The organism is Microbulbifer aggregans (assembly GCF_020524005.1).
GTDB lineage: Bacteria > Pseudomonadota > Gammaproteobacteria > Pseudomonadales > Cellvibrionaceae > Microbulbifer > Microbulbifer aggregans_A.
In genome coordinates this window covers 294,410-319,026 of sequence record NZ_JAIVKK010000001.1, presented here as the reverse complement: position 1 = coordinate 319,026, position 24,617 = coordinate 294,410, and the positions used below count along the sequence as shown (strand labels likewise).

The following is a 24,617-nucleotide window of genomic DNA, read 5'->3' as shown; positions in this document are numbered from 1 at the left end:
CCCGCATCGAGATGCGGGTTTTTTTCGTCCTGATTACGGACAAGGTACTGACTTTACTCAGCTCCCTGTCCGTAGAGGATCAAGGCAGCAAGTGCGCTACGGCATCACGCTCTTCCGCCAGTTCCTGCTCGGTGGCAGTCATCTTTTCGCGGGAGAATTCGTTGATGTCGACACCCTGAACGATTTCCCAATCGCCATTCTTGCAGGTCACCGGGAAGGAGTAGATCAGGCCTTCCTGGATACCGTAAGAACCATCGCTGTATACGCCCATGCTGGTCCAGTCACCTTCAACGGTGCCCAGTGCCCAGTCGCGCATGTGGTCGATGGCCGCGTTTGCTGCAGACGCTGCAGAAGAAGCGCCACGGGCTTTGATGATCGCTGCGCCGCGCTGCTGAACAGTCGGGATGAAGTCGTTCTCGTACCACTCCTGTTCGATCTTATCCATCGCCGCACCACCGTTGACTTTCGCCTGGTGCAGATCCGGGTACTGGGTAGCCGAGTGGTTGCCCCAGATGGTCATGTGAGTGATGTCGTTTACGGTGGAATCAGTCTTGTTTGCCAGCTGAGTCAGCGCGCGGTTGTGGTCCAGACGGGTCATCGCAGTAAAGTTGCGCGGATCCAGGTCCGGAGCATTGCGCTGGGCAATCAGGGCGTTGGTGTTGGCCGGGTTGCCAACAACCAGTACTTTTACATTGCGCGCAGCAACGTCGTTCAGGGCTTTACCCTGGGCTGAGAAGATCGCAGCGTTGGCTTCCAGCAGGTCCTTACGTTCCATACCCGGACCACGCGGACGTGCGCCAACCAGCAGTGCGTATTCAGCGTCTTTAAAGGCAACGGTGGCGTCATCGCTCTGAACGATACCTGCCAGCAGCGGGAATGCACAATCTTCCAGCTCCATCGCCACGCCCTTCAGGGCTTCCAGTGCCGGGGTAATTTCCAGCAACTGGAGAATTACCGGCTGATCTTTGCCCAACATTTCGCCAGAGGCGATGCGAAACAGCAGCGAGTAGCTGATCTGGCCGGCAGCGCCGGTAACTGCAACACGAACAGGTGCTTTCACGATTAATCTCCGTTGTTTTCAGGCGCCCGCATTATAGGGCTTAGCAAATAAATTTCATCAGACATTAGTCGGTATCAGACCAAATTTGTCAGGCCAATGATGCCGCTGTTTCCTGATAGCGCGCTTCCAGAGCACGGTAAAGCTGTGCACTGTAGTCCGCCGCAGTGGTATCCAGGAGCTGTACGATGTCTGCAAGATGCTCATTATCTTCCCGACCCGCCCAGTTTTTACGGTAGCTACCGTCTTTGTAGCCATTATCCTGACGGAAACGGTTAAGGACATTCTTGCCGACATAACGACGATAGAGATCATCGAAAGACATATCGACATCGGTCAAAAGTTGAGCAAACCCGTTCAGGTCAAATAATTTTGAGGAAAGGGTGTTCAGCGTAAAAGCTTCCAGATCTTCCCGGAAATCTTTCGCAACGCGGTCGCTCTTGGCGAGCATTACCTGCATTTTTTCCGCAACTTGCGCAGGAGTACCCTGCTGCAACTCGAGGCTCAGCCCGAAGTGCCAGATGTCCACCAGCTCGAGCTTGACCTGCTCCATCTCGGGCTCTTGTTTTTTCCACCACTTCCAGCCGTAATGATCCAGCAGCTCGGCACTTTCCACCCAGATTGCCCGATACCAGGCAAAATCCTGCCCGCGCCAATCGCTGTTGACGAGGGTGTTGATCTCGTCCTGAAGCGACAACATTGTCTCTAGTTGCTGTTGCATCTGTGTAATTCCTGTATGTCTCGGGCCGTTTACTTTTTCAGACTGCCCGAGGGAAAAGTCGATAGAAATTTTCTGTGGTGCGCTCCGCCAGCTCTTCGTAGGTAACACCACGCAAGTCGGCGATAAATTCCGCTACTTCGCGTACATAGGCCGGGATATTGGGCTTGCCGCGGTAAGGTACCGGCGCCAGATAAGGGGAGTCGGTTTCGACCAGCAGACGGTCGAGAGGCACTTGCCTGGCAACTTCGCGCAACGCTTCGGCATTTTTGAAGGTGACAATACCGGAAAGAGAAATGCAGTAATTCAGGTCCAGCGCCGCCTTTGCCATTTCCCAGCTTTCGGTAAAGCAATGCAGCACGCCTGCATGCTCTCGGCTGCCGTGGTCCCGGATCAGATCGATAGTGTCTTCACGCGCGTCCCGCGTGTGCACGATTACCGGCAAACCCACCTGCTCCGCTGCCTGCAAATGGGCAATGAAGCTCTGTTGCTGTACTTCCCTTGTTTCAGTGCTGTAGTAATAATCCAGGCCGGTTTCACCCAGCGCGACGACGTTAGGCTTTGCCGCCAGCATCTTAAGCTTGTCGACATCGGCGAGCCCGGAATCGACATCCAGCGGGTGTACACCGACCGAGCAGACTACATCGTCGTACTCTGCTGCGAGAGCGACAACGCTGTCCACGTTGTCGAGACTAATCCCCACGCAGAGGAATTTTCCAACACCGCGCTCGCGCGCCAACTCCAGTACACGACTGAGATCACCATCAAATTGATCCAGTTTGAGTCGATCCAGATGGCAATGAGAGTCAACCAGCATGCAATTCAGCCTTGTCGATTGTATGAGTGAGCGGGGGATTATACAGATTCACACCGCCCAGGGGCGGTGTGTTAACAGCGTTGGTCAGACTGACCAGCCATCATGCTGGCAGCATGTAAACCTTACAGGGTATGAGTGGGCCTGCTCGATTCGAGAGAGCCGGCCAGCAGGGTTTCGATTTTGCCCTGAGCGGCATTTTCCTTGTCATTGAACTGGATACCGATACCGGGGGTGCGGTTGCCCTGGGCCCCGGAAGGGGTAATCCAGACTACCTTACCTGCCACAGGCAGCTTTTCCGGTTCGTCCATAAGGCTCAACAGGAGGAAAACCTCATCGCCGAGGTTGTACGACTTGTCAGTGTTGATGAACAGGCCACCATTCTTAACAAACGGCATATAGGCCGCATACAGCACCGACTTATCCTGAATCTTCAACGACAGGATGCCGTTTCGGGCGCCGCCACCCATTCCTTTCATATTGAACCCCTAAATTTTTCGTTATCCCGCTAAGGTACCCCGCCCGCTGCCAATATGTCTACTTTCCCGCCTCTCAACGGAAGACTTTGGCCCAGCGAATCAGCAGCTCTTCCATCAACAACCGTCGATTGGGGTTGCTGTTCCCAGTCAATAGCTGGCGGGCTTTAAGCAGATGGTCGTAGAAGTCAAACAGCGGTCTCAAACTCACCGGCCCACTGCCGGGCAAACGCTGCAACAGTGTCGCCACCTGCTGATCCCTGATTTCATCGGTACTGCGCGCTTTGAGCATCTGCGTAACCAGGTTCTGCCAAAACTGCAGTAGCAGGTTCAGGTCAACAGCGTCTCCCGGTACTTCCCAGCGTCCCGCCAGGGCTACGGCGCTATTTCCGGCCTGCGCCAGTGACGTGAGGTCGACAAAAAACTGATCTCGCACCTCCTGAACTTCCGGTTCCATCAGCGCTACAGCCAGCAAAGGCGCGCCACCCGCCAGGGAAAGCACACTCAGCGCAGCGGCGCCCTCCACGCCGCTCTCACCGAGCCACCGCAGCGCCGCCTGCTGCGGCGGCACGGGAAACGCCACTGCCTGGCAACGGCTGCGAATGGTCGGTAACAGCCCTGATGGGCTATCGGTGATCAGCAGAAATACTACTGAGCTGGAGGGCTCCTCCAGATTTTTCAACAGCGCATTGGCAGCGTTGACATTCATCGACTCGGCAGGCGAGAGCCACACAACCCGTGCACCTTCCCGGCCACTGGTGCGGCCGACGAAATCGCCCAGTTGGCGAATCTGCTCGACCTTCAAAGGCCCCTGCTCTTTTTCCGGCACAACCCGGACGAAATCCGGGTGGGAACCGGCAATCCGTAGCTGACAGCCGCGGCACTCTCCGCAAGCCAGGCCATCTCGCGGCTGGTCGCACAGCAAAAGTGCCGCGAATGCCTCCGCGAAACGCCGCTTGCCCAGCCCCGGCTGACCACTCATCAACAGGGCGTGCGGGCAACGCCCCGCTTTCCATTGCGCACCGAGGCGCTGCCACTGACTTAACTGCCAGGGCATTGGAGAAGGGATCGCTACACCGGTATCCGCTGGCAAGGTATCACTACTCACGGAAGCAGAGCCTCCATTTCCTCACGCAGATGCTGTTGAACCTGCGCCAGAGGGCGGGATGCATCAATAATCGCGTACCGCGCAGGCGCTTGCTCGGCCCGCTCACGGTAGGCATTGCGAACCTTGTGGAAGAAATCGAGCTGTTCGCTCTCGAAGCGGTCCGCCTCTCCGGTAGCCGCCGCACGTGTCAGGCCTACCGCCGGATCAAGGTCGAGCAACAACACCTTGTCGGGGCGCAATTCACCCTGCACGGTCTGCTCCAGCTGGGCGATCAGCTCTCGATCCAACCCACGGCCACCGCCCTGATACGCATAGGTAGCATCGGTAAAGCGGTCGCAAATAACCCACTTCCCGCTGTTTAGTGCAGGCAGAATGACCTGGCTGAGATGCTGCGCACGGGCCGCGAACACCATCATCAGCTCTGCGGTTGGATCTACGGGTTCATCGCGCTTTTGCAGTAAAAGTTCGCGCAATTGTTCCGCCAGCGGCGTGCCGCCCGGCTCCCGAGTTTGCACAAACTCGATCCCACGGTCAGTGAGCCAATCAATCAGGAACTTCAGGTTGGTCGACTTGCCGACCCCCTCCCCTCCTTCAAGGGTGATAAACATACCTCTGGGCGATTGCATTGTTGTCTCTTACTGTTGGTCCGCAGATTCCGACTGAACCGGGCTTGAACGGTAATTCGAACGCCGCTGCAACTGGTATTCGCGAACAGCTCGATTGTGCTCATTTAACGTGGAAGAAAAATGATGAGTACCGTCACCCTTGGCAACGAAGTAAAGCGTTTTGCCCGCTTTCGGGTGCAGCGCAGCGTGGATCGCCTCGCGACCGGGTAACGCGATCGGTGTAGGCGGCATACCGCTGATCATATAGGTGTTATAGGGCGTGGACTTGCGCAAGTCTGCGCGACGCAGGTTTCCGTCGTAATCGTCGCCCAGACCATAGATCACAGTGGGATCCGTTTGCAGGCGCATACCCTTTTCAAGGCGGCGAACAAAGACACCGGCAATTTCATCACGCTCCCAGGGAGCACCGGTTTCCTTTTCCACCATGGAGGCCATGATCAATGCGCTGTAGGCATCGCTATAGGGCAATCCGTCCGCTCTGTTCTGCCACTCAGCCTCCAGCACGCTCTGCATACGCTCAAATGCCTGCTGCAAAATGCCAATATCCGTCGTGCCGGAACGATACACATATGTATCAGGAAAGATCAGCCCCTCAGGGCTACCTTCAATGTTAAGGGCCTTGGTAGCGGCGGCCACCGTTGCGCCAGCTGGCGTAGATTCGATTCGCTGCGCCGCGCGTATTTGTTCCAGCGCCTGCCGAAAGGTCCACCCCTCCACGATGGTAACCCGATACCGGGTAACATCTCCGCGATGCAGACGCCCCACCAGGTCCATTGCGTTACTGCCGGCGGGAATAATGTATTCACCAGGATGGATACTGGTCTGCTCCTTGATACGCGCATACAGGCGAATCATGCGCGGAGAGTTCAGCACATTTTCAGACGCGAGACGATTGAGCACTCGGGACAGATTACTTCCCTTCTCAACCTCAATCCGCAACCCATCAGCGCCCACATCCAATGGTTCAATGAGCGCGACCTGGGCCTTCCATAACAAAAAACCACCAAGTGCCACAGCCAAAACAAGGCACAGCAAAACAGTCCCCAGAATGGGGCTACGCCGTCCAGTTTTTTTATTCTTGTTACTTTTTGCCAAATCAATTCACCACAATTCTTTTGCTATCAGCTGCTGCAAACGCGCTGTCGCCGGAGGAACTTCCGAACCATACTGCCATATCCGCTGCCCCTGCAATGAGATTACCGGAATCACGCCTCGCAGACTGTTACAGAGCACGACTTCTTCAGCCCTTTTTAGAACCTCGACATTCATGTGAGTTTCTTTAATTTCCAATTTTCCTTTCAGCCAGTCACGCATCACGCCGCGTACACCGTAGTAAGTGAGGTCGGGGGTAACCCACTCCCCACCACAGTACGCCAGAAGATTGCAGCGCAGCGTTTCTATCGGCTTGCCGGCGGGATCCAGAATCAGCCCTTCCGAGATACCGAGATTGGCACCCAGCTCTGCTGCCGCCCGCTCATAGACAGCCCTGTCCAGGCTTTTGCAGCCTGTAGCACGGTTTCTTGCGACGGGAAACGTGGCGACGCAGGGAACCAGCTCGACTCCTGCGGACCATTCAGTTAGCGGCAATAGCGGATGAGCAGATATATCCCAGCGAACGCCCCCACCAACAACACCATAACGTAACCGCAAACGTGTGGACACGCCCCAGCTGCTGCAGTGCTCGATAAGGGTGTAAAGCGCGGATTCAATTGTCGCGAGGGCATCACCGGCTGGCCTGGCACACCGCGCCAGACGCGCACGGTGCAGCGGCCATAGAGGAATAGCCTTCCGCTCAGCGCGCATGGTCTCGAGAACACCTGCCGAGAAAACAGAATCGTCTGGCAGCGACGCTACCCATCCGCAGTCAGAAAAAAACAGGGCTTTTGGTTGCGTCATATCTGAATGGTTACAGCACTGCCAAGACAGTTATTTACTGTCTCGACAGTGCCGTACAAGTTAGGCGCGACGGAAAACCAGTGAGCCGTTAGTGCCACCAAAACCGAAGGAATTGGAGAGCACCGCGTCAATTACCCGCTCCTGTGCGGTGTGAGGGACCAGGTTCACTCCGCCACAGTTTTCATCCACGTTATCCAGGTTAATGGTGGGTGGCGCCACCTGATCCTTCAGGGACATTACGGAGAAAATCGCTTCGATTGCCCCAGCCGCACCGAGAAGATGACCGGTCATGGATTTTGTAGAACTCACGGCCAACTGATCGAGAGCGCCGCCGAATACGGAACGTACCGCGGAAATTTCAGCCTTGTCCCCCAGCGGTGTGGAGGTTCCGTGCGCATTGATGTACTGAATAGCATCCGGTGCCATTTCTGCGTCATTCAACGCATTACGCATGGACAGTGCGGCGCCGGCGCCATCTTCGGGGGGCGACGTCATATGGTGCGCATCACCACTCATGCCGAAACCACACAGTTCCGCGTAAATCTTCGCTCCGCGGGCCTTCGCATGCTCATACTCTTCCAGTACCAGCACACCGGCACCTTCGCCCAATACAAAACCGTCACGATCACGATCCCACGGGCGGCTTGCCGCTTGCGGGTCGTCATTGCGAGTGGAGAGTGCGCGTGCGGCACAGAAACCGCCGAGCCCCACGGGCGTGGTCACCATCTCCGAACCGCCACATACCATGACGTCGGCATCACCGTACTGGATGGTGCGCAGGCCCAGGCCAACAGCGTGAGTACCAGTGGTACAGGCGGTTGTTGTAGAAAGGTTTGGCCCCTTCATGCCATATTTGATCGAAAGGTTACCGGCAACCATGTTGATAATGGCACCGGGAACGAAGAAAGGAGAAACCCGGCGAGGGCCTTTCTCTGCGATCAGCATCGCGTTGTTCTCGATAGCCGCAATACCACCCATTCCGGATCCGATACACGCACCGATACGAGAGGCATTGCTTTCGGTAATTTCCAGACCACTGTCTTCCATGGCCTGAATACCTGCACTGAGCCCGAACTGCAGGAAAATATCCATCTTGCGCGCTTCTTTCTGCGGCAAGTGCGGCTCGGGGTCAAAATTCTTTACGGTTGCAGCAAAGCGGGTTGAAAAAGCTGAAACATCAAATTTGTCGATATTCGCTGCGCCGCTCTGGCCTTTAAGCAAAGCACCCCAGGTATCTTCAAGGGTATTGCCCAGCGGGCTAACTGCGCCCATACCGGTAATGACTACTCTTCTCCGCGACACTCGTGCCTCCCCCGCAATACTAATTCACCGATGACAGCAATCGCGCCAGCGGTCACATTTCATGAACTCAAAAACACGGAGAGCCGCGCTATGCAACATAGAACGGCTCTCACAAATCGTGCGTAACGGGTAACAAATTTATCCGTTACTTAAACTACCCAGCTGGGAATCAACCAAGATTCTGGTTGATGTAATCGATTGCCAGCTGAACAGTTGTAATTTTTTCTGCTTCTTCATCAGGAATTTCAGTTTCGAATTCCTCTTCCAAAGCCATTACCAGCTCAACTGTGTCGAGGGAGTCAGCGCCGAGATCTTCAACAAAGGATGCTTCAGGCTTTACATCTTCTTCCTTAACACCCAGTTGTTCAGCAACGATCTTTTTTACGCGCTCTTCAATGCTGCTCATGATTCAATTTAACTCCTAGTGGATAAAAATCTGTTTTGGTCACTGGTCATAAAAACTCCGTTTTTTTAACGGTGGATCAGCAACCGATTAACACAGCTTATGGTTAATGCGAGGCGGCATTGTACCCTGATTTTTTCAGGATGTAATGCACCGCTCTCAACCATCCGCAGAATATGGAAAAAATATTTAAAAATCATGTACTTGGGTCAATTTTCTATAAAGAAAATCAGCCCATATACATGCCCCCATTCACTTGAATGGTCTCTCCGGTCACATAACCACCCGCGTCACTGGCCAAAAATGCAACAACACTGGCAATTTCTTCCGGTGCACCGAGACGACCCAAAGGAATCTTGCCCAGAAGCGCTTCACGCTGCGCATCCGGCAGCACCTTGGTCATATCGGTATCGATAAAACCCGGCGCCACAGTATTGACGGTGATGCCGCGGGAGCCCACTTCTGCAGCCAGCGCGCGCGCGAAACCCGCAACGCCTGCTTTGGTTGCAGCGTAGTTGCTCTGCCCCGCATTGCCCATACTGCCGACAACGGAACTGATATTGATAATGCGACCCCAGCGCGCCTTGGTCATGTCGCGCAGGCAGCTCTTGGTCACACGATATACCGCAGTCAAGTTGGTATTGATGACGGAATCCCACTCGTCGTCTTTCATGCGCATCAGCAGGTTGTCCTGCGTGATACCAGCATTGTTCACAAGAATGGTTGGCGCACCGTGCTCTGCTTTTACCGCCACCAGCAAAGCGGTAAGGCTTTCCGGGCTCGTAACATCAAGCTCCATACCCGCACCTTTAACACCCTTCTCAGCAAAGCGCGCCGAAATCTTTTCGGCGCCGGAAGCACTGGTTGCAGTACCGATAACCGTCGCGCCCTGCGCACCAAGAAGATCAGCAATCGCCGCGCCAATTCCGCGGCTGGCACCCGTTACCAGGGCGATCTTCCCTTCCAGTGAAGTGTTAAGTGACATAAATGCTCCCGATAGGCGGCCCCCAGGCTAGAAGCGAAGAGCCGCCGGTAAATGTAGTTAAAATTATTAAGCGGTAGCCGCAACGGCCTCAGTCAACTGTGCAGGCGTTTCAATATTGTGGCCGGTCAGACTGCGATCAATGCGCTTGGCCAGACCAGACAGCACTTTGCCAGGGCCGCACTCGACGAGAACACTCGCTCCTGCATTCGCCATTTCCTGAACACAGGCGGTCCAGCGAACCGGGCTATAGATCTGCTCAACCATCAGCGCCTTGATGGCAGCCGGGTCAGTTTCAGTTTTTGCATGCACGTTATGAATGACCGGGATTTCCGGTGCAAAAAATTCGGTTGCCTCAATCTGAGGTGCGAGCTTGTCTGCAGCCGGACGCATCAACTCTGTGTGGAAAGGCGCGCTGACAGGAAGTGGTAGCGCACGCTTGGCACCGGCAGCCTTGCACGCGTCAATCGCACGCTCGACGGCTGCACTGCTGCCCGCAATCACAACCTGACCCGGGGAGTTATAGTTAACCGCGGCAACCACGTCACCCTGTGATGCCTCGCGGCAAGCAGCCTCAACGTCGGCATCAGCGAGACCAATAACGGCCGCCATAGCGCCCTGCCCGGCCGGCACAGCCTCCTGCATCAGACGACCGCGCTCGCGCACCAGGCGAACCGCATCCTCAAATGCCAGTACACCGGCGCAAACCAGGGCAGACCATTCACCGAGACTGTGCCCACCCATCAGTGCGGGCTTTGCACCACCATTCGCCAGCCAGGCGCGATACAGTGCAACGCTGGCGGTGAGCAGGAGTGGCTGGGTTCGCTCAGTGAGATTGATATCTTCCTGCTGACCGTTCTGACTAAGATCCCAGAGATCGTAGCCGAGGACAGCGGAAGCTTGCTTGAAAGTTTCAGAAACTTCTGGGAATTCGGTCGCAGCCTCAGCCAGCATACCAATCTGCTGTGAGCCCTGACCGGGAAAAACGAACGCCAATGCTGAGTTGGTCATGGAACATCCTTTAACCAATTGAACTGAACTGGGGCCGTCTCCTTTGGGCGACTCAATCGCAGCCGGTCTGTTGCTGCGCCTGTAGAGCCATGGATTTGCCGAGGCGCTGGGCCAGATCGGCTATTGCGCATTCCCGCGCAGTTAGCAGCGCACGATAAAATGCCTCACTACTGGCACCACCGTGGCTCTTAATTACATTGCCTTCGAGCCCCAAAAAGCTGGCGCCATTATAGCGACCGGGCTCTAGCTGTGCGCGCCATTTTCGCAACAGTTTTATGGCTAATTGGCCAAAAAAACGCTTTATCGGCGCTTTTTTATCGATTGTGAAGGTCTTTTGACCAATAAGTCTTATAACACCTTCAGCAGACTTCATTGCCACGTTACCCATCAGGCCATTGCAGACAACAACATCGACAACACCGGCAAAGATATCGTGCCCCTCAACAAAGCCCACATAATTCATGGACGGGTCGCTACCGAGGAGCCTGCCCGCGCGACGAATTTCTTCCGTCCCTTTGTGCTCTTCAGCGCCGATATTCAATAACGCGACAGTAAGGCTCTCCCTTCCGGAAAACACTCGCTGCGCCTCAACACCCATGCGCGCGAACTGCACCAGATCTTCCGCGCTGCAATCGATATTCGCACCGAGATCCAGCAGGAAGCAGGAGCCATCCGCCGTCGGCAGTGACTTGCCCAGTGCCGGCCTACGCACCCCCTCCACTGTACCCAGAATACTGCGCCCTAATGCCAGTAGCGCGCCGGTATTCCCGGATGTAACCATCGCCGCGCAGGTGCCGTCACCGACAGACTGCAAAGCACGCGCCATTGATGACTCGCGCATATGGCGCAAGGCATGAACCGGATTGCAACTCTGGGAAATAACCTGCTCGCAATCAACAACTTCCATGCGCTCACGGAATGCCGGCGGCTGATTAATCAGTAGGGATTGAAGCTGCGAGCGCGGGCCAAAAAGCTGGAGCTCGGCTTGAGGAAAGCGGGTAAGGAATCTTACACAGGCCGGAACGACAGAGCGGGGACCTAAGTCCCCGCCCATCGCATCCACGGCCAATCGTAATTGGCTGGACAAGGCTTACTCTTCTTCGGAAGAAGCGCCGCCTACATTAACCACTTTGCGACCGCGATAGAAACCATCTTTGGTCACGTGGTGACGGTGATGCTTCTCACCGGTAGTCGGGTCTACAGACAGAGTCGGGCCACTCAGAGAGTCGTGGGAACGACGCATGCCGCGACGTGAACGGGTTTTCTTGTTCTGTTGAACAGCCATTTGGTGCTCCTAAACATAACTAACAGTTAACACCGGAACCGGGGCGCCTACCGGCGAGCCCAAACCCTTCAAACAACTTCAAGACTTGTTTGACGAACCCTTCAACTGTTCCAGTACTTTAAAGGGGTTTTCCTGCTGCCCTACCGCCTCCGTTGACTCATCTCCGCTTTGGAATTCGGCCCTGGGGACGCACTCCTCTTCGTGAAAAGCCACCATTGGCAGGTTGAGCAAAATCTCATCCTCCAACACCTGATACAGATCCAGCTCATCACCGTCCTGTATCACCGGGTCCAACGACTTGGGCAAAGATTTACCCTGTTCCTCAGACCACACAAAGCCCCAATTGAACTCTGCCTGAATCTCCTCTGAAACCGGCTGCAAGCAGCGCTGACAGAGCAGTTGAACCTCCAGCTGCAACCGGCCTTCGACCATCTGGTTACGCTGTAAATCCCTTCCAAACTCCAACTCGGCGACAACGTCACCGATAACCGACTCGACCGACGACATTAACCGAGGCAAAGATTCCTGCGGCACAATGCCTTTCAGTTGCTGCTCTCGCTGAACCAGCTTGCGAGCATCTATACGGCGCGGGAGCGCAGTTTTCATAGGGGGTGTCGACATAAGCGCGCAATTCTATGGACTCACCAGAGCCTTGTCAAAACAATTCCACCAGCGCAGTATCAGCGCTGAAACCACAAAAAATGACTAGCAATCCATGCAACCACAGGCCGCCCACAAAATGCGCACCCTGATCCTGGCTTCCAGCTCCAGCTACAGAAAAGCACTGCTCGAGCGCCTTCGAATTCCGTTCGATTGCCGGGCACCCCATATAAATGAAGAGGCACACCCTGGCGAAGGGGCAATCGAGCTAGCCTGTCGCCTTGCCACCGAAAAAGCCGCCGCACTCAGGAGCACCTGCCCCGATGCACTCATCATCGGCTCCGACCAGGTTGCCGAGTGCTCGGGCCGCCTGCTCGGCAAGCCCGGCAATATTGAGGCGGCCGAAGAGCAGCTGAGCTATTGCTCTGGCAAGCGCGTCAACTTCCACACCGGCATCAGCCTTCTCGATACCGGCAGCGGCAAGCAGCTGACCCACTGCGAAACCTACTCCGTCCACTTCCGCCATCTGACCGCCAATCAGATTTCCCGCTACGTCAGTATCGAAAAACCCCTGGATTGCGCGGGCTCATTTAAAGCGGAGGGATTTGGGATAGCTCTATTCGAAAAAATGGAAGGTTCGGACCCAAACAGCCTTATCGGCCTCCCACTAATTCGACTGGTTACCATGCTTGCCGAATTTGGGATATCCCCGCTCGACTAACCAACCTACCCGCGAAGCGGCCGCAACTTACGCCACAACAGGCGGGCCGTCCAGCAATTCGGAAAAATGATCAATCACTCTCAGCGGGCCACAGGCGTGCAGGCGGTCACGACTGTGCACACCGTAACTCACACCAATACCGGCCATATTAGCCGCGGCCGCCATCTTCAGGTCATATTCGGTATCGCCGACCATGACCGCCTGCTCTACCGGGCAGCCGGTCTCCTGCAAGAGCTCATGCAGCATCAGCGGGTGCGGCTTGGATGCCGTCTCGTCGGCGCAGCGGCTCGCCACAAACAGATTCCCAATACCGTGCTCCTCGAACTCCCGAGCCAGACCTCGACGACTTTTTCCGGTGGCCACAGCCAACTGATGCCCCTGCCCCAGCAACGTATCCAGGGTTGGCAGCACGCCGTCAAATAGCGCCAGTGGCTCCCCTCTGGCTGCGAGCCACTCTTCAGCGTAATAATCGCGAAGATCCTGCCGCTGCTCGCTATGCGCCTCCGGGAACAGGCTCGCTATTGCTTCCGGTAATCCGAGCCCAATAATGTTGCCAATCGCCTCGGGATGCAGCACCGGCAGCCCGGCCCGCTCTGACGCTCGCCGCATACAGGCCACAATGCGCGCTTCGGAATTACAAACCGTGCCATCCCAATCGAGAATCACAAGCATCCGACCACCTCACAATTAACCGGCACAACGGCAGCAAGCCGAGCTAGCCTTCGCTCCGCAAGCGCTGCAGCACCGACTCAAGCTCTTCCGGCAATGGCGCTGCGACGGACACCGAGCGCCCATCAGGCAATGTGCAGCGCACTTCTGCCGAGTGTAAGAAGAGACGTTTTAATCCCTTTTCCTTAAATGCACCATTTATATCGTCAGGCGTGTACTTCGGATCTCCAGCCAGGGGGCACCCCACAAACTGGGCATGCACGCGAATCTGGTGCGTCCGCCCGGTAATCGGCTCCGCGGCCACCAATGTCGCCCCCGTGAACCGCTCCATCACCTGGAAGCGGGTGCGCGATGGCTTGCCCTCGCCATCCACAACGACAATCCGCTCACCACTTTTCAGGGTGTTTTTGCGCAAAGGCGCCTCCACCAGCTTTTGACTCCGCGGCCATTTGCCACTTGCCAGCGCCAGATAAGACTTACCCATACGCCCCGCCCGCAGTTCCGCCTGTACATGCAGCAGAACCGAACGCTTGCGCGCCACCAGAATCGCGCCACTGGTATCCCGGTCCAGCCGGTGAACCAGCTCCATAAACGGGCTCTGGGGATACATCTGGCGCAAAGCCTCGATCAACCCAAGGCGAACACCGCTGCCACCATGCACCGCCAGCCCCGCCGGCTTGTTGACCACGAGCAGCCCACCCTCATCAAAGAGTATTGCAGATTCGAGAACGCGCCTGAGCTGCTCGCCCGCAACCGGCTTTTCCGGCGTCTCGGCCACCCGGATCGGCGGCACACGCACCACATCACCGCCTTTCAGGCGATATTCGGCCTTTACTCGCCCCTTATTTACCCGAACCTCACCCTTGCGCAGGATCCGGTAAATACGCGAGCGCGGCACACCCTTGAGGCGCGCCTGCAGGAAATTATCGATGCGCTGACCTGCCAGCTCATCGGGAACGGTAAGAAACTGTACGCCAGCACCACCAGAACCACCGGACTGGGCTTGCGCCGAATCAACGGTATGACTGGGAGTGGCGGATTTTTTGTTTGGGGGGGTACTTCGCATGAGGCGCATGATAGCGCCATGTGCGGGACAAATGAAACCATTGCATTGAAGCCGCAAAGAAACCCGTGATATATTCGGCAGGCCTGTATTGGGACTGGTTTTCGGCGGTGCACGGTTTTTCTGCTATACAAAAACCTCAGGTGCCGTTCTCGAGAAAATACCGTCGATCGGCAGGTGCGCGGAATGGCCGCGTCATCAACAAAACTTTGTCAGCGAGATCAATCCAGAGGCAACGCCCTGCCCTCAGCAGCGGCGCCCGACCAGAAAGTCTCTCGCCGACACTACCCCGCCAATGCGGGATTTTTGCGAAGGTAAGACGGGCTGACGCCCGCAGCGCTTGAAATAGACTCGAATAGTTACATCCCACTCTGCGAATGAGTTGCCAGCGACCGCACTGGCCCCCGGGGAGCATTTGCCAAGGCAAGCCCGGTAAATTACTAGACAGATGACAGGCCCAGCCACGAGCCGGCCCCAGAGTGATGAGAGGATGTAATCCATACCGCCCCAACATATTGGCGGTAGTCAGATTTGCGCCCAGGCCAATTTATTACGGCCACGCCGAACTGACAGGAAAAGGTGCCGCACTGATATATCGGCATCTTGAGTTACGGCAGAGTGACCAGCCGGTGACACCGACCCAGAATGGGCGGATGCACCCGGGTGGCACCCTGCGTCACCGAGGACCCAATGTGTCTCGGTCGCGACGACAACAAGCCTGCGAGCTTCAGCGTGTCCCACCTTTGCGCAACGCAAGGAATAGACATACGCATGAAGAGAATGCTCATCAATGCAACCCAGCCGGAAGAGCTGCGTGTTGCACTGGTCGATGGCCAATGGCTGTACGACCTCGATATTGAAAATCGCACCCGCGAACAGAAAAAAGCCAACATCTACAAGGGTAAAATCACCCGGGTAGAACCCTCCCTGGAAGCCGCTTTTGTCGACTATGGCGCAGAGCGTCATGGCTTCCTGCCGCTGAAAGAAATTTCCCGCGAATACTTCCTGAAACAGCCCAAAGAAATCGAAGGCCGCATCAAGATCAAGGATGTGGTCAAAGAAGGCATGGAAGTGATTGTCCAGGTGGACAAAGAAGAGCGTGGTAACAAAGGTGCGGCGCTCACCACCTTTATCAGTCTTGCTGGCCGCTATCTGGTACTGATGCCGAACAACCCGCGTGCTGGCGGCATCTCCCGTCGCATTGAAGGTGACGAGCGCAGTGAATTGCGCGACGCCCTCTCCAGCGTGGAAGTACCCTCCGGCATGGGCATCATCGTGCGCACCGCTGGCGTTGGCCGCAGCGGTGAAGAACTTCAGTGGGACCTGAACTACCTGCTGCAACTGTGGACCGCGATCAAGACAGAAGCCGACGATTCCAAAGCACCGCATTTCCTGTTCCAGGAAAGCAACGTCATCATCCGCGCAATCCGCGATTACATGCGCGACGACATCGGCGAAGTGATCGTAGACGACCAGGGCGCGTACCAGCTGGCAGCGGAATTTGCTCGCCAGGTAATGCCGAACTACGCCAACAAGGTTAAGTACTACGAAGACGCGATCCCCCTGTTCAATCGCTACCAGATTGAAAGCCAGATCGAGACCGCGTTTGAACGCGAAGTGAAGCTGCCCTCCGGTGGCTCCATCGTCATCGACGTAACCGAAGCCCTGATTTCGATTGACATCAACTCTTCGCGCGCAACCAAAGGTGGCGATATCGAGGAAACCGCGCGCACCATCAATCTGGAAGCAGCGGACGAAATTGCCCGCCAGCTGCGCCTGCGTGATATGGGCGGCCTGGTAGTCATCGACTTCATCGATATGCAGAGCAAATCCAACCAGCGCGAAGTTGAAAAGCGCATGGAAAAAGCGCTCGGCATGGATCGCGCACGCGTACAGGTCGGCCGTATTTCCCGCTTCGGTCTGCTCGAAATGTCCCGTCAGCGCCTGCGTCCCTCTCTGGGTGAGACCACTTTCCGCGTATGTCCCCGCTGTAGCGGTCAGGGCACCATTCGCGGCACCAAGTCTCTGGCCCTCTCCATTCTGCGACTGGTAGAAGAAGAGGCGAAGAAAGAACGCAGCGCCGAGATTCGTGCAATTACTCCGGTCAATGTGGCGACCTACCTGCTGAATGAAAAGCGCGGCGCAATCTCCAACATTGAATCCCGCAACAAGACCCGCGTGGTCATTGTTCCGAATGCCGACCTGGAAACGCCGCACTTCGAAGTGCAGCGACTGCGCGACGACGATTCCACAACCCTGGAAACCTCCTACAAGATTTCCGGCAGCATCGTTGAAGAATCCACAGCGAACAAAGAGGACGAACCTCTGCGCGCACCGGCACAACCGGCCGTACAGCAAATCAGCCATACTGCGCCTGCGCCAACGCCGGCCGCCAAACCCAAGAAAGCCGCTGAAAAGCGTGAGCCAGGCCTGTTCAGCCGCCTGATCAGCGCTATTGCAGCCCTGTTCACCAGCGAAGACGACAAATCAGCCAAGACGCACAAAAAGTCCAAAGGACGCGGTAAAAACTACCAGCAGCGCAATCGCAACCAGCGCGGCGGCCGTGGCCGCGGTCGCAACAACCGCAATCGTCGCGACGACCAGCGTCAGGAGCGTGGTGGCGAAGACAAGCGTGAAAAACGCGAGAAGCGCCAGGAAGAGACTCCGGAAGTCACTGCAGACCGCCGTAGCGAAGGCCAGCGGGACTCCCAACGAGAAGGTCAGCGCCGTAGCCGCCGCCGTCGCGGGGGGGAGCGTCGCGATCAGCAGGCTCAGACCAGCAATCAGGAACTTGAGTCTAAAAACACAGCAGTAGCTGCAGAAGTCCAGGACGAAACCGGTAGTGACGAGCAGCGCCCTGCCCGTCGCCCGAGCAATGTGCGCGCCCGTCCTCAACCGCGCCGTCGTGGTCGTCGCGGAGATGGCAATGCACCGGCTGCTGATGAAGATCAGAACCTGAACCAGGAAGTGGGCGAAGCTATCGAGGAAGCCGAGCGCGAAACCAAAAGTCGCCGCTCAAGAAACCGCTCTGAAAGCGCTCCGAAAAAGCAGCAGGCGGATGCGGACCGTGACGAAGCACCAGTAACTGAAGCTAAAGGCGAAAAAGCCGAGAAGCCAGCCAAAAAAGCAGAGCCAAAAGCAGAAGCGCCAGTTGAAGGTACTGCAGAAAGCAAACCCAAGGCCGAAGCAAAGCCAGCCTCCACCGAAGGTGAAGTGCGCAAGGAATCCATCCCTGCCCCTAAAGCTCCGGAAGTGAAAACTGAACAGGCGGTAAAAGCTGAAGTAGCTCCAGAAGCTGTGGTGGAAACCCAGAAGCCAACGGCCGAAACCGCACCAGCCACCGAAAGCAAGCCGGTAGCGCCCGTAGCCAAAGCCAAAGCGGAAGCTCAGGCACCGGTTACCGAGACTGCCGAAACTACAGAGCAGCCGGTAAAGGCGGAAGCTCAGGTAGAAGAAACCGTCGAAGCCCCTGCGGTAGCCGCGGACGCAACTGAAGTACCCGCTACTGAAGAAGCGAAAGCCGAGCCGGCTGCAGAGCCTGCACAACCAGTGGCAGAAGTTACCTCCAGCGACGACACAACTCGTCAGCCTGCACGTGCGAGCAACGATCCCCGGATCAACCCTCGCCCGCTGGAAAACCTGGAAGTAATTACCCAGCGCCGCGAACTCGGTGAACTGCGCCCGCTGGACACTGCCCAGCCTGCAGCCATCGAGCACAAACCGCGTCCGCTTCAGCGCCCGGCCAACGACCCGCGCGTTAACCGCGAACGCCAGCCGGCAACTGCGGAAAACGACACCGACTCCGCCGCTGCCAGCTGATGGAATTCAGTGGGTTAGCTGCTCAAAAATGCAGCTAACCCATTGAAGTTGTTAAAAAAATTCCAAATCCCCTTGTAAGGGAAAAAACTGCCGGTATAATGCCGGTCAAGTTGGTGGGGTGGCTGAGTGGTCGAAAGCGGCGGTCTTGAAAACCGTTGACTGTAACAGGTCCCAGGGTTCGAATCCCTGCCCCACCGCCATACAAAAGAGCCCGGCTTTATGCCGGGCTTTTTTGTATGGTGCTGGGACAGATTTGGATGGGAACCCCCATTCGAGCCGGAGCGCGCAAGCGCGGAGACCAGCGAGCGAAGCGAAGCTAATCCCTGCCCCCTCATCCCGTGAGAGCAAAGCCAAGTTAATTCCCACCTCCCACATCCACGCCAACACTCACGTGAAATACATCACGTTTTCGACGTACCTTTTTTCAAACCACTTGCCCTAAAAATAATTTCGCGCCAAAAATCTATTTCTTGGAACTTTGATCCAAAGTAGCCACGGGCACACACTGCCCCCCTGTCCCGTAAGAGATAGCAACCAGGGGTCTTCAAGCAGTGTGGTTTCGAGCGGGATACATTGGACACCTACGAACAAGCGTTTGGCGAGTTCCCCGGTGGAACCGTCTGACTGCCTCACGTGCAGAAACGCATACAGGCACTGACGGCCGACAGGGGCTGATCGCCCACTTTTCGCTTACCACCAATAACAACCACGGGGGAAAACTCTTGAAAAAAATAATTCTGGCAGTGGCCACGGCCGCGATGCTTACTGGCTGCAGCGCGCTGAACAAGGGCTACAACAAAATGATGGGGGTCGACTATGAAGATCCTAACCGCAGTCTGGCACTAATCCATATTCAGGTGGCCAACGGCCACCACACAGATGCCACGACCTTTACCGGTCACAGCAACGGGAAAGACGTATTCATGTTCAGCAGCAAGTCTGCACCGACGCGCCCCGGCTGCACCCTGTTGCTTTCGGTATTCGAGCCGGACCGTTATAGCATCAGTCACATCAATGACATCACGGCATCGGAAAAGACCGTATTCCAGTTCACGCCCGGAGACCCAGAGAACCTGACCTTTGATGCGGAAGCCGGCCAGGTACAGTATCTCGGGGGTTATTTTGTCGGCTTCAGCGGTGGTGGAGAATTCGATTTCCAGGCCACCGATGCTTGCGGTGGCGAAGCAACGGCACTAGGGGAATTCAAGGCATTGGTGGAGACCAACAACCTCACTTTTGGACCGCTGCTTCGAGATACCATCTGGCCGGGCCGGGTACAGGCTCGCCTGGGGGAAATCCGCTAGCGCATCATCTGCGCCCTGTGCTCGATGAACCAGGGCGCTAAACATCACCCGCTCCCCCTCTCCTGCCCTCTCCTCTAGGTGAGGCCATTTCGATCGTGCGATTCACAGTTTAAATGTATGGCCAACAGTACTGCTTCTCGGGTTTTCGCGCACCAACCACAACCCGTACACATAGAGCGAAACCGCCACTGATACCGTAATCGTCGCCAGACGAGAGATTCCATGGCCGGCACCCAACAGGGTGATGCCCCCATACGACACAACTGTCGCCAGCTCTAACCTTGGCCAAGTCATCCTGAAAATACCTGCTAGGCTCAGAATTCGGGCCGAACACCTGGCGCCCAACACTTCCATACTTTAACTGCAAATCTATTTGCCCCGGGCGCTTAAGTGTTGCGCACCAGGCCCAATATCAGGATGCGACGATGAGTAAGCCCTACGTAAAACTCGACAAGGAAAATGCTGCCGTACTTATGGTCGACCACCAGGCCGGCCTGATGTCACTGGTTCGCGACATAGGCCCGGACAAGTTCAAAAACAACATACTGGCACTGGCCGACCTGGCGAAATATTTCAAGCTACCCACCATTCTGACGACCAGTTTCGAAGACGGGCCGAATGGCCCCCTGATACCGGAGCTCAAGGAGATATTTCCCGACGCGCCATACATTGCTCGGCCTGGTCAGATTAACGCCTGGGACAACGAAGACTTCGTCAAAGCCGTCAAAGACACTGGTAAAAAGCAACTGTTGATTGCCGGAATCGTAACGGAAGTCTGCGTTGCATTTCCTGCGCTTTCTGCGCTTGAAGAAGGGTTTGACGTATTTGTGGTGGCGGATGCTTCCGGCACCTTTGACGCACTCACCAGAGATGCGGCATGGAACCGCATGACAGCGGCCGGCGCGCAGATGATGACTTGGTTCGGCGTGGCGTGCGAGCTGCATCGTGACTGGCGCAATGATGTAGAGGGACTGGGAAGCCTGCTGAATAACCACATCTCTGATTACCGCAACCTGATGACCAGCTACTCACAACTTACTTCCAGTTAATCACCAAATGTGCAATGAACAAACCTGAAAAGAAAACGGGCGATTTACCCCATAACGCGATAACCCGCCGTAAGGTCGTGAAAAACACCGCAGCACTCGGCATGTTCGCACTGCTTGGACCTTTTGCTGCAGGCAGCTCCCAGGGAGGGGAAAACCGCGTGGCAGATCTTGTATTGCATAACGCCAAAATCACTACCCAGGATCCGCAGAAGCCGGAAGTCACCGCGATCGCCATCCGCCAGGGCGTAGTACTGGCAACGGGCGGCGACAAAGATGTCATGCCGCTTGCGAACAGTACAACCCGCGTAATCAATCTGGACGGAAAACGGGTTATCCCCGGCCTGAACGACAGTCATACACACCTGATTCGTGGTGGCCTCAATTACAACATGGAATTGCGCTGGGAGAATGTCCCCTCCCTTGCCGATGCCTTGAAAATGTTGAAGCAGCAGGCAGCACGCACCCCGGCACCCCAGTGGGTTCGGGTAGTGGGAGGTTGGTCTGAATTCCAGTTTGCCGAGCGCCGCATGCCCACGCTGGAAGAAATCAATAAAGCCGCACCGGATACGCCGGTATTTATCCTGCATCTGTATTCCCATGCACTCCTTAATCGCGCGGCACTGAAAGCCGCCGGCATTGATCGCAATACCCCCAACCCTCCCGGCGGCGTCATCGAGAAGGACAAGCAAGGTAATCCAACCGGAATGCTGATCGCCAAACCCTCAGCGCTAATTCTCTATTCCACGCTGTCACAAGGCCCCAAGCTGCCCCTGCAGGATCAGATCAATTCCACCCGGCATTACATGCGCGAGATGAACCGCCTCGGTATCACTTCCGTGATCGATGCCGGCGGTGGCGGCCAGAACTATCCGGATGATTATGAGGTGGTACAAAAGCTGGACAATGACAAACAGCTAACCGTGCGTATTGCCTACAACCTGTTTGCGCAAAAAGCGGGATCGGAATTAAACGACTACGAGCGCTGGGTGGCGATGACCGAACCGGGCGCAGGCTCTGACATGTTGCGCATGAATGGCGGTGGCGAAAATCTCACCTGGTCTGCCGCCGACTTCGAAAATTTCCTCGAGCCGCGCCCGGATCTCGCGCCAACCATGGAGAAGGAGCTGGAGCCGATCGTCACACTGCTGGCAGAAAATGGCTGGCCGTTTCGCATTCACGCCACCTACGACGAATCGATCGACCGCTTTCTCACCCTGTTCGAGCGGGTTAATGGCAAAACACCCTTTAAGACGCGTTTCATCATCGATCATGCGGAAACCATCAGTGAGCGCAATATCGAACGGATCAAGGCACTCGGTGGCGGCATCGCCACACAACACCGAATGGCATTCCAGGGGGAGTATTTTGTCGATCGCTACGGTGCAGACGCGGCGAAGGCCACACCACCAATCGCAAAAATGTTGGCTATGGATCTTCCGGTAGGCGCTGGTACCGACGCCACTCGCGTAGCTTCATACGATCCCTGGACAGCGCTTTACTGGCTTGCCACCGGCAAGACCCTCGGCGGACTTTCGCTGTATGACCGTGACAATATTCTCGACCGGGCTACCGCCCTGCGCCTGTGGACACAGGGCTCGGCGTGGTTTTCTGGCGAGGAGACCGTCAAAGGCGCGCTCGCACCTGGCCAGTACGCGGATCTTGCCGTGTTGTCCGCAGACTATTTCAACGTTCCCGACGCAGCGATCCGGCAAATCGTTTCCGAGCTGACTATCGTTGGCGGCAAGATCGTTTACGCGGCAGGTCCATTCGCCAAGTTCGATCCTCCCCTGCCCCCGGCAAGCCCGGACTGGAGCCCGGTCAACAGCACACCCTCACCGGCCATGCGACAATCAGCGGCAACCGCGACCTCGTCGAGCCGCCGGCAACCAATGCGCGCCTGTACAGACGGGTGCGCCTCTGCGTGTGGCCTTCATGGCCACAATCATCAGATTGCGTGGAACTCCCCGATACCGGTGCGAAATCCTCGCCACTTCTGGGGCGTGCTTGGCTGTTCCTGTTTTGCGTTCTGAACCAGGGGATCGACCCGGTGACGACCGACGACAGCACTGACAGCCGCTCCCCCTGGGAACCGTTTCGCCACAGCGCTTTCGCGATCCTGTGGACGGCGACAGTGATATCCAATATTGGCACATGGATGCACGAAGTGGCCTCCGGCTGGCTAATGACCTCGCTCTCGCCATCACCCTTGATGGTTGCCTTGGTGCAGGCCGCAACCAGTGCACCCGTATTTCTGTTCGCCCTCGCGGCGGGTGCACTTGCGGATCTCATCAGCCGTCGCAAACTCCTGATCACCGTAACCGCACTGCTGTTTCTCAACACGCTGGTGCTTGCGGGGCTCGTTCTCTCCGAGCGGGCTACGCCTGCGATCCTATTGCTCTTTACCTTTCTCAATGGTGCTGGTGCAGCATTTGTAGCGCCAGCCTGGCAGGCAATCGTGCCTCAGCTGGTTCCTCGTCCTGAACTGCAATCCGCGATCGCGCTGAATGGTGTCGGCGTCAATATCAGCCGCGCTATAGGTCCAGCAGTGGCCGGTGCCATCATTGCGACCATCGGCATCGCCTGGCCCTACCTTGTCAACGCCGTCAGCTTTCTCGTTGTGCTAGCGGCTCTGTTTTGGTGGAACCCCCCAGCACCTCCACCAAGCGACCTGCCAGCAGAACGCTTTCTCAACGCCATGCGCGCCGGCCTGCGCTATGTTCATGCCAGCGCAGCAATGCGCGCAACCCTCGTGCGCGCGGTGGCCTTTTTTCTATTCGTAAGCGCCTTTTGGGCCCTGTTACCACTGGTTGCTCGTCAGGAACTGCAAGGTGGCCCACAACTGTACGGGCTCATTCTCGCTGCCGTAGGTGTTGGCGCGGTCATCGGCGCTCTCTTCCTGCCAAAATTGACCAAAAAATTTTCCGCCGATCAGCTGGCGGCACTGGGCACCCTCGGAACCGTACTTGTACTCGTTGTTCTGGCCCTCCTAAAACGCACCGATGCCGCCATTGCTGCAAGTCTGCTCGCCGGAATGTGCTGGATTACCGTGCTGTCCCGCCTGAACATCTCGGCCCAACTGGCACTCCCCGACTGGGTGCGGGCCAGAGGCCTGTCGATATATATCACCATATTCTTTGGCGCAATGATGCTGGGCAGCATCCTCTGGGGGCAGGTGGCATCCAAAATTGGCATACCCGGCGCACAACTAATCGCTGCGGCCGGTGCCACCCTCGCCACACTATTGACGTGGCGATTCAAATTGTTGCAAAGCGATCAGTTGAATCACGCCCCCAGTGGCTACTGGCCACAGCCGGTTGTGGCCAGTGAAGTTGCGCTGGACCGGGGGCCTGTGATGGTCACAGTGCAATACGATATCGCACCCTCAGACACCGATGCTTTTATCGAGGCCATGCTGCACCTGAAAGCGTCACGGGAACGACATGGCGCCTTCGCATGGGGATTGTTCGAGGATGTCGCGATTCCGGGCAGGATGCTTGAGTATTTTATCGAGGAATCATGGGTCGCCCATATGCGCCACCATCAGAGGACGTCGATCCTCGATGGGCAGATCCAGCAACAGGCACTCAAATACCAGCGCCCGGGCACAACGCCCGTTGTGACACACTTGCTCGCGCCGGATCGATCAAGGTAATCAACTGACAACATATCGGGCGCCTCTCCCGCAGACGATGGCACACTGCAATGAATACCCAG

Annotated in this window: 23 protein-coding genes and 1 tRNA gene; 7 read left to right on the top strand and 17 right to left on the bottom strand. The window is 56.4% G+C overall.

Annotated features, from left to right (window positions below; genetic code table 11):
* Positions 1-79 precede the first annotated feature (79 nt).
* The 15 genes from LC093_RS01495 to LC093_RS01425 all read right to left on the bottom strand — a co-directional run bounded on the left by LC093_RS01495 (position 80) and on the right by LC093_RS01425 (position 12,284).
* The gene (locus LC093_RS01495; RefSeq protein WP_226661272.1) at positions 80-1,060 is read right to left on the bottom strand and encodes a malate dehydrogenase; all 981 of its coding nucleotides are present in this window, start codon (positions 1,058-1,060) and stop codon (positions 80-82) included.
* 88 nt (positions 1,061-1,148) lie between these two features.
* Positions 1,149-1,778 (bottom strand): dUTP diphosphatase, encoded by a 630-nt coding sequence (locus LC093_RS01490; protein ID WP_226661270.1) that lies wholly within the window; start codon positions 1,776-1,778, stop codon positions 1,149-1,151.
* A gap of 37 nt (positions 1,779-1,815) precedes the next feature.
* A complete protein-coding gene (locus LC093_RS01485; RefSeq protein WP_226661268.1) occupies positions 1,816-2,592 on the bottom strand; it encodes a TatD family hydrolase in 777 nt (258 codons plus the stop codon).
* 122 nt (positions 2,593-2,714) lie between these two features.
* Positions 2,715-3,068 carry a PilZ domain-containing protein gene (locus tag LC093_RS01480; protein ID WP_226661266.1) on the bottom strand — a complete coding sequence of 118 codons (354 nt, stop codon included), beginning with the start codon at positions 3,066-3,068 and terminating at the stop codon, positions 2,715-2,717.
* Between the two features lie 73 nt (positions 3,069-3,141).
* The gene (locus LC093_RS01475) at positions 3,142-4,173 is read right to left on the bottom strand and encodes a DNA polymerase III subunit delta' (RefSeq protein WP_226661264.1); all 1,032 of its coding nucleotides are present in this window, start codon (positions 4,171-4,173) and stop codon (positions 3,142-3,144) included.
* On the bottom strand, positions 4,170-4,799 hold the full coding sequence (gene tmk / locus LC093_RS01470) for a dTMP kinase (protein ID WP_226661262.1): 630 nt from the start codon (positions 4,797-4,799) through the stop codon (positions 4,170-4,172). The genes LC093_RS01475 and tmk overlap by 4 nt, the downstream gene beginning before the upstream one ends.
* A gap of 9 nt (positions 4,800-4,808) precedes the next feature.
* Entirely contained in the window at positions 4,809-5,834 is a 1,026-nt protein-coding gene (gene mltG / locus LC093_RS01465; RefSeq protein WP_226661260.1) for an endolytic transglycosylase MltG, read from the bottom strand.
* A 66-nt stretch (positions 5,835-5,900) separates the two neighbouring features.
* Positions 5,901-6,695: an aminotransferase class IV gene (locus LC093_RS01460; protein WP_226661259.1), complete on the bottom strand. Its 795-nt coding sequence runs from the start codon at positions 6,693-6,695 to the stop codon at positions 5,901-5,903.
* Between the two features lie 60 nt (positions 6,696-6,755).
* Entirely contained in the window at positions 6,756-7,997 is a 1,242-nt protein-coding gene (gene fabF / locus LC093_RS01455) for a beta-ketoacyl-ACP synthase II (RefSeq protein ID WP_226661257.1), read from the bottom strand.
* Positions 7,998-8,166: 169 nt separating this feature from the next.
* The gene (acpP, locus tag LC093_RS01450) at positions 8,167-8,403 is read right to left on the bottom strand and encodes an acyl carrier protein (RefSeq protein ID WP_010130751.1); all 237 of its coding nucleotides are present in this window, start codon (positions 8,401-8,403) and stop codon (positions 8,167-8,169) included.
* A gap of 226 nt (positions 8,404-8,629) precedes the next feature.
* Positions 8,630-9,385 (bottom strand): 3-oxoacyl-ACP reductase FabG, encoded by a 756-nt coding sequence (fabG, locus tag LC093_RS01445; RefSeq protein WP_226661255.1) that lies wholly within the window; start codon positions 9,383-9,385, stop codon positions 8,630-8,632.
* Positions 9,386-9,451: 66 nt separating this feature from the next.
* Positions 9,452-10,393, bottom strand: a complete 942-nt coding sequence (gene fabD / locus LC093_RS01440; RefSeq protein ID WP_226661254.1) for an ACP S-malonyltransferase — start codon at positions 10,391-10,393, stop codon at positions 9,452-9,454.
* Between the two features lie 52 nt (positions 10,394-10,445).
* On the bottom strand, positions 10,446-11,456 hold the full coding sequence (gene plsX, locus LC093_RS01435) for a phosphate acyltransferase PlsX (RefSeq protein WP_226662409.1): 1,011 nt from the start codon (positions 11,454-11,456) through the stop codon (positions 10,446-10,448).
* A gap of 27 nt (positions 11,457-11,483) precedes the next feature.
* Positions 11,484-11,678: a 50S ribosomal protein L32 gene (rpmF, locus tag LC093_RS01430; protein WP_226661251.1), complete on the bottom strand. Its 195-nt coding sequence runs from the start codon at positions 11,676-11,678 to the stop codon at positions 11,484-11,486.
* Positions 11,679-11,756: 78 nt separating this feature from the next.
* On the bottom strand, positions 11,757-12,284 hold the full coding sequence (locus LC093_RS01425; protein WP_226661249.1) for a YceD family protein: 528 nt from the start codon (positions 12,282-12,284) through the stop codon (positions 11,757-11,759).
* Positions 12,285-12,393: 109 nt separating this feature from the next.
* Between LC093_RS01425 and LC093_RS01420 the strand changes: the two genes are divergently transcribed.
* Complete coding sequence (locus LC093_RS01420; RefSeq protein ID WP_319004896.1) at positions 12,394-12,999, top strand: Maf family protein; 606 nt, start codon at positions 12,394-12,396, stop codon at positions 12,997-12,999.
* 27 nt (positions 13,000-13,026) lie between these two features.
* Here LC093_RS01420 and LC093_RS01415 read toward each other — a convergent pair whose 3' ends face one another.
* Together LC093_RS01415 and rluC are read right to left on the bottom strand one after the other, a co-directional pair.
* Positions 13,027-13,671, bottom strand: a complete 645-nt coding sequence (locus LC093_RS01415) for an HAD-IA family hydrolase (protein WP_226661247.1) — start codon at positions 13,669-13,671, stop codon at positions 13,027-13,029.
* A gap of 43 nt (positions 13,672-13,714) precedes the next feature.
* A complete protein-coding gene (gene rluC, locus LC093_RS01410) occupies positions 13,715-14,746 on the bottom strand; it encodes a 23S rRNA pseudouridine(955/2504/2580) synthase RluC (protein ID WP_413231485.1) in 1,032 nt (343 codons plus the stop codon).
* A 756-nt stretch (positions 14,747-15,502) separates the two neighbouring features.
* Between rluC and rne the strand changes: the two genes are divergently transcribed.
* The 6 genes from rne (at position 15,503) to LC093_RS01380 (ending at position 24,555) form a co-directional block, all read left to right on the top strand.
* On the top strand, positions 15,503-18,550 hold the full coding sequence (rne, locus tag LC093_RS01405) for a ribonuclease E (RefSeq protein WP_226661242.1): 3,048 nt from the start codon (positions 15,503-15,505) through the stop codon (positions 18,548-18,550).
* Between the two features lie 112 nt (positions 18,551-18,662).
* A tRNA-Ser gene (locus tag LC093_RS01400) sits at positions 18,663-18,750 on the top strand.
* A gap of 522 nt (positions 18,751-19,272) precedes the next feature.
* On the top strand, positions 19,273-19,854 hold the full coding sequence (locus LC093_RS01395; RefSeq protein ID WP_226661240.1) for a hypothetical protein: 582 nt from the start codon (positions 19,273-19,275) through the stop codon (positions 19,852-19,854).
* Between the two features lie 425 nt (positions 19,855-20,279).
* Entirely contained in the window at positions 20,280-20,903 is a 624-nt protein-coding gene (ycaC, locus tag LC093_RS01390) for an isochorismate family cysteine hydrolase YcaC (RefSeq protein WP_226661238.1), read from the top strand.
* 14 nt (positions 20,904-20,917) lie between these two features.
* A complete protein-coding gene (locus tag LC093_RS01385) occupies positions 20,918-22,933 on the top strand; it encodes an amidohydrolase (RefSeq protein WP_226661237.1) in 2,016 nt (671 codons plus the stop codon).
* Positions 22,858-24,555: an MFS transporter gene (locus tag LC093_RS01380; protein ID WP_226661235.1), complete on the top strand. Its 1,698-nt coding sequence runs from the start codon at positions 22,858-22,860 to the stop codon at positions 24,553-24,555. The genes LC093_RS01385 and LC093_RS01380 overlap by 76 nt, the downstream gene beginning before the upstream one ends.
* Positions 24,556-24,617 lie beyond the last annotated feature (62 nt).